6 protein-coding genes are annotated in these 4,670 nt (G+C 68.0%); 1 reads left to right on the top strand and 5 read right to left on the bottom strand.

Features of this window, described 5'->3' with window-relative positions; all coding sequences use genetic code 11:
- The 5 genes from AC1DWT_RS49800 to AC1DWT_RS49780 all read right to left on the bottom strand — a co-directional run.
- The coding region (locus AC1DWT_RS49800; RefSeq protein ID WP_477926122.1) for a PDDEXK nuclease domain-containing protein at positions 1-629 on the bottom strand (629 nt) is incomplete at its 3' end.
- A gap of 82 nt (positions 630-711) precedes the next feature.
- Positions 712-1,254 (bottom strand): RNA polymerase sigma factor, encoded by a 543-nt coding sequence (locus AC1DWT_RS49795; protein ID WP_477926121.1) that lies wholly within the window; start codon positions 1,252-1,254, stop codon positions 712-714.
- A gap of 139 nt (positions 1,255-1,393) precedes the next feature.
- Positions 1,394-1,807 carry a hypothetical protein gene (locus tag AC1DWT_RS49790; RefSeq protein ID WP_271210761.1) on the bottom strand — a complete coding sequence of 138 codons (414 nt, stop codon included), beginning with the start codon at positions 1,805-1,807 and terminating at the stop codon, positions 1,394-1,396.
- A gap of 174 nt (positions 1,808-1,981) precedes the next feature.
- Positions 1,982-2,902 carry a C39 family peptidase gene (locus tag AC1DWT_RS49785; RefSeq protein ID WP_061699550.1) on the bottom strand — a complete coding sequence of 307 codons (921 nt, stop codon included), beginning with the start codon at positions 2,900-2,902 and terminating at the stop codon, positions 1,982-1,984.
- A 121-nt stretch (positions 2,903-3,023) separates the two neighbouring features.
- Positions 3,024-3,893: a hypothetical protein gene (locus tag AC1DWT_RS49780; RefSeq protein WP_477926120.1), complete on the bottom strand. Its 870-nt coding sequence runs from the start codon at positions 3,891-3,893 to the stop codon at positions 3,024-3,026.
- 123 nt (positions 3,894-4,016) lie between these two features.
- Here AC1DWT_RS49780 and AC1DWT_RS49775 point away from each other — a divergent pair.
- On the top strand, positions 4,017-4,670 hold a 654-nt coding region (locus tag AC1DWT_RS49775; RefSeq protein WP_477926119.1), incomplete at its 3' end, for an IS110 family transposase.

Genomic DNA, 4,670 nt, shown 5'->3' with positions numbered 1-4,670 from the left:
AGCAGGAACCGTTCCAACCGTGCCATCAGCGCGGCCTCGAGTTCGCGCTCCGCGACCCGGTCGGTCAGGTCCAGGAAGTCGAAGACGTACGGGTCGCGGACCAGTTGCTGCGCCAGGTCGGAGTCACCGGTGGGCAGGTGGTCGGTGAAATTTGATGGTGCTGCCCCGATGCGCTGGTCGAGTCGGTTGCGGATTTGATGGGATAGGACGTTGCGGGACCAGCCCCGCTCGAACGCCGCGGCCGCGTACCAGTCGCGAGCGGCCTGGTCGTCGAGGCGGTCGACGAGCACGGTCACGTGTCCCCACGGGATTTGTCCAACAGCTTGTTGGACGAATGCGCTCCGGGGCCATGCCGAGGCGATCTTCCGCATGTAGTGCAGATTGCTTCGTGAGAATCCGCGCATCTCGGGGAACTCGGACCGCAGGTCGACGGCAAGTCTGTCGATGACCTTGCTCCCCCACCCCTCGGCTGCCTGGCGGTCCAGGATCGCGCGGCCGATGTCCCAGTACAGCAGGAGCAACTCGGTGTTGACCACGCGTGTGGCCCGGACCCGGGCCTGCCGGACCTGTGTCTTGAGGTGATTGAGGAAGTCGCGGTAGTCGTCGGGCAGCAGTGGAGAATCACTCACCCGCCCATCCTCCCGTACGACCGGAAGCACGAAGGTTGGGCACCGTCGATACGTACCGTCGGACGAATCACGTGTGGTCGACTCACGGGTCGATTGCGGGTGCGAGGAGTGTGGCCAGTTGTTTGCGGGCGCGGTGGATTCGGGTTTTCACGGTCGCGACGGTGACGCCTTGGTGTTCGGCGATGTCGGCGTAGGGCAGGGAGGCGAATTCGGCGAGCACGATGGCGACGCGGAAGTCTTCGGGGAGTTGGGCGAGGGCGCGGCGGACCGCGTCGATGGTGGTGATTTGTTCGTCGAATCGGGGTGCGGGGTCTTCGAGCAGGATGCCGTATTCGCCGTCGGTGTCGTCGAGGCTGTCGGTGTTCTTGCGGCGTCGGACGACGGCGAGGGCGGCGTTGGCGGCGATGCGGTGCAGCCAGGTGTTGAAGCGGGCGTCGCCGCGGAATTTCGGCAGGTTTTTCCAGGCGGCGGTGAGCGTGTCTTGCAGGGCGTCTTCGGCGTCGTGGGTGTTGCCGGTGATCTGCAGGCACACGTGCCAGGCGTTGGTGCGGTAGCGGCCGGCGAGTTCGGCGAAGGCGTGGTGATCGCCGGCTCGGCACGCCGCGATCAGGTCCGCGTCGTCCATGTCCTTGTCCCCCCGTGCCGTGATCACTGTCGTTGCCGCCCCCGGGCGCCGAGGGAATCGTACCCGCCGTCACATACAGCCGCCCGAGCCAGGAATCTGGTGTCCGACCGCGCCCGGGGTGGTGGGGACGTGCTGGTGGTTAGAGCGGGTCGATGTCGTGGTGCCCGCCGAGGTCGATGCCGAGGTCGGTGGGGTCGTCGGCGCCGAGGGTGGAGGGGTCGGCGCTGTCGTCGCCGAGATCGAAGTCCTGTCCGGCGGGTAGGTCGAGATCCGTGTCGGCGTCGGCGTCGGTATCGAGTTCCGGGCCTGGGACGTTGCCGTCGTCACCATCGGTGTCGAGGTCGGTGTCGTCGTCGAGCAGGATGATGTCGTCGTCCTCGGGTACGACCGGTACGTCGTCCATGTCAGGGACGAGGTCGGTGTCGACGGGTGCGGTGGTGGGGTCGAGGGCGACCTCGAGGGCGCGCGCCCACACCTCGTCGGGCACGGGCGGCAGCGCGCCCGATACCCCCAGTGCTGCAAGGACGGAGTCGTCGTCCACTGCTGCTCTCACCTCGTTTCCCTCAGTATGTCGGCGCCGACACGGACGCCCACACTTGTTGGATGCCTCGGACCGGCGAAAGGTTCCCGCCGAGCCGCCCGCATCTTTCGGAGCACCGCCACCAATGTCGGTGATGGCCTCTCCAGTGTGCACGCCCAACCTGTTGTCGGTGGGTAGCGACAACCGCTACAGGTCGATCATCGCCCACCGGCGATCGGGTGCGGTCACCGACATTGCCACCGGGTCCGGGTGGTCGGCCAGGTCGGGATCGGGGGTGTCGGCGACCAGCATTTTGCGGCCCGAGTCCGCCCATGCGTCCTCGAACTGGTCGATGGGCACCTCAAGCTGGTTGCCGTTCGGGGCGCCGGGATCGGAGAGGATCACCACCCCGCGGGTTTCGTCGATGCCGGCGACGACGAGGAAGTGGTCGGCCGTCTCGTCTTCCCCGGCTTCTTGGTCGGGGTTCCAGATCTCCCCCGAGTCGACCATCGCGATCACCCCGTAGCCGTCCTCGAGCTTGGTTTTCAGGTCGTCGATCGAACTGTCCTGCACGGTGCAGGGCACCCCTTGGTCCTCGAGGAGGATCTCGAGGTTCGGCAAGGTCATGCCCTGCGCGGGGTCGCCGTCCTGCATGAGTCCGAGTTCGAGGGCCCGGTCGACGAGTTGTTCGGGGTCGTCGATGACGACGCCGGTGTACTGGGCGATCATTTGGGCGGCGCTCGATGGCCCGCAGTAGCCGTCGACCTGTTGGAAGAACCAGTTCACCGACCATTCCACCGGGTCCCCGTACACCCCGTCCCCGCCCGCACCGTCGACCGGGGAATCCGGTGCGGTGTCCGGGTCGACCGCCGGTTCGGTCGCGTCCTGCGGCCGTCCGAGTGGCGGGGGCTCGGCGAGCTCCGGGTCGAGGGTGCTCAGGTCGATGACGGACAGGTCCACCGTTCCCGTCCCGTCGGCGACCTCGGCGAACGGGTCGTCCTCAAAGACCGGTTCGGGGATCGCGTCGAGGCTCTCGTCGATCGGGACCGGTTCGCCGAGGTAGGTGTCGTCGTCGAGTGGGCTGGCGGACCAGGCTGCTGCGTCCAGGTCCGCGGCGATGTCATCCATTCGGTGCTCTCCCGGTGTGAGGTTCGGCCGCAACATAAGTCGGGTGGGTGCGGGGTGGACTGCACCCACCGCCCAGTGGAGGCTGGTGGGCGCCGCCAGCGCGGCGCCCTGGTGTGTTGGGTCAGGCCAGGTCGGTGGCGGTCTGGTCGGCCGGCGTCTCGGTCGGGTACGTGTCGGCCTGCTCGTGGTAGTGGTCCTCTGCGGGGATGAGGGCTTCGAACTGCTCGATCGACCCGAGGTGCCCGTCGGTGGCGGTGTCGAAGGACTCCTGGGTGCCGTCGTTGTCGGTGTCGGCGGTGCGCAGGTCGAAGGTGCCGTCACCGTTGGTGTCGACCAGGGTGTCGTTGGTGATGSMGTCGAGGTCGGTGTCGAGGAGGGCGGTGTCGAAGCGRCCGTCGCCGTTGCTGTCGATCAGGTGCACGTCCGGGTTGCCGTCGGCGGTGGTGTCGAGCCGGGWGTCGGTGATCCGSCCGTCCTCGATGACGTCCTGGCGGACCGGTGCGCCGGTGGCGGGGTCGAGGTGGGTGGCGAGGTCGACGGTTCCGTCATCGTCGAGGTCCTCGGCGAGGCGGATCCCGGTGGCGGTGGGGGCGATGCCGGTTTCGTAGGTGCCGTTGCCGTCGGTGTCCTGCTCGACGAGGGTGATGGAGCCGTCCTCGTCGATGTGGGTGATGGTTTCGACGCCCTCGATACGGGTGTGGATCAGGTCGACGTTTCCGTCGCCGTCGACGTCCCGCGGCGAGTAGTACTCCCCGCCGGTGCCAGCGGTCAGATCGGTGCCGGCCCCGAGGTCGGTGGTGGCGGTGGGGCCCGGCGCGGTTCCGGTGCCGGCGGCGACCGGGTCAGCTGCGGCCGGCGGCTGGCCGCCCGCGGCGGGGGCGGGGGTGTAAGTGGCCTCGCGCGGGTCCCCGGTCAGGTTGGGGCTGGGCGAGGCGCTCTCGGCGCCGGTGGTGGTGGTCTGGGTGTCCTGGGCGGCGCGGGGGTTACTCATCTCGAATCCTTGTCTTAGACAGTATGAGGGTATGGGCTGGGGCCCACTCCACATGTGAACGTGGGTTGCCGACAGGAAACGGGTCCTGGCCGGTAGAGCCACAAGATGTGGGAGGCCCCAGCAATGAATCAGCGTACGAGTGTCGGATTGGATGTGCACGCACGATCGGTCGTCGCGTGCGGCCTCGACGGGCGGACCGGTGAGCTGTTCGAGCGCCGATTGACGCCCGATCATCGCGACATACTCGAGTGGATCCGGTCGTTGCCGGATCCGGTGAAGGCGACGTACGAGGCCGGGCCCACCGGGTTCGGGCTGGCCCGTTTCCTGGACACRGTCGGCATCGAGTGTCTGGTGGCCGCGCCCTCGAAGCTGCAGCGCCCGTCCGGAGATCGGGTCAAGACCGACGCGCGAGATGCACGGCATCTGGCGAGATTGCTGCACCTCGATCAGATCACCTCGGTCACGGTGCCGAGCGTGGCGCAGGAGGCCGCCCGGGATCTGGTGCGCGCCCGTGAGGACGTGCGCCGGGATCTGATGGCGGCTCGGCACAGGCTGTCGAAACTTCTTCTGCGGCAGGGGATCGTCTACTACGGAGGGCACGCGTGGACGCAGGTGCACGACACCTGGCTGCGCAGCCAGCACTTCGATGARCCCGGTCTGCAGTTGGCGTACGAGACCGCGTACGACACCATGCTCGCCGCCGTCGGCCGGCGCGACCGTTTGGATGCCGCGATCACCCGGATGGCCGCCGACAGCGCCTWCACCCCGGTGGTGACC

Source organism: Rhodococcus sp. P4_B6, assembly GCF_056402215.1.
Note: the sequence above shows the minus strand (reverse complement) of the source record. Positions and strands in the feature narration are given on the sequence as shown.

What these genes read in the sequence shown, in the direction of transcription:
- AC1DWT_RS49785 (WP_061699550.1), bottom strand. Translation starts at nt 2,902, where the DNA reads ATGGATGACATCGCCGCGGACCTGGACGCAGCAGCCTGGTCCGCCAGC.
- AC1DWT_RS49795 (WP_477926121.1), bottom strand. Translation starts at nt 1,254, where the DNA reads ATGGACGACGCGGACCTGATCGCGGCGTGCCGAGCCGGCGATCACCAC.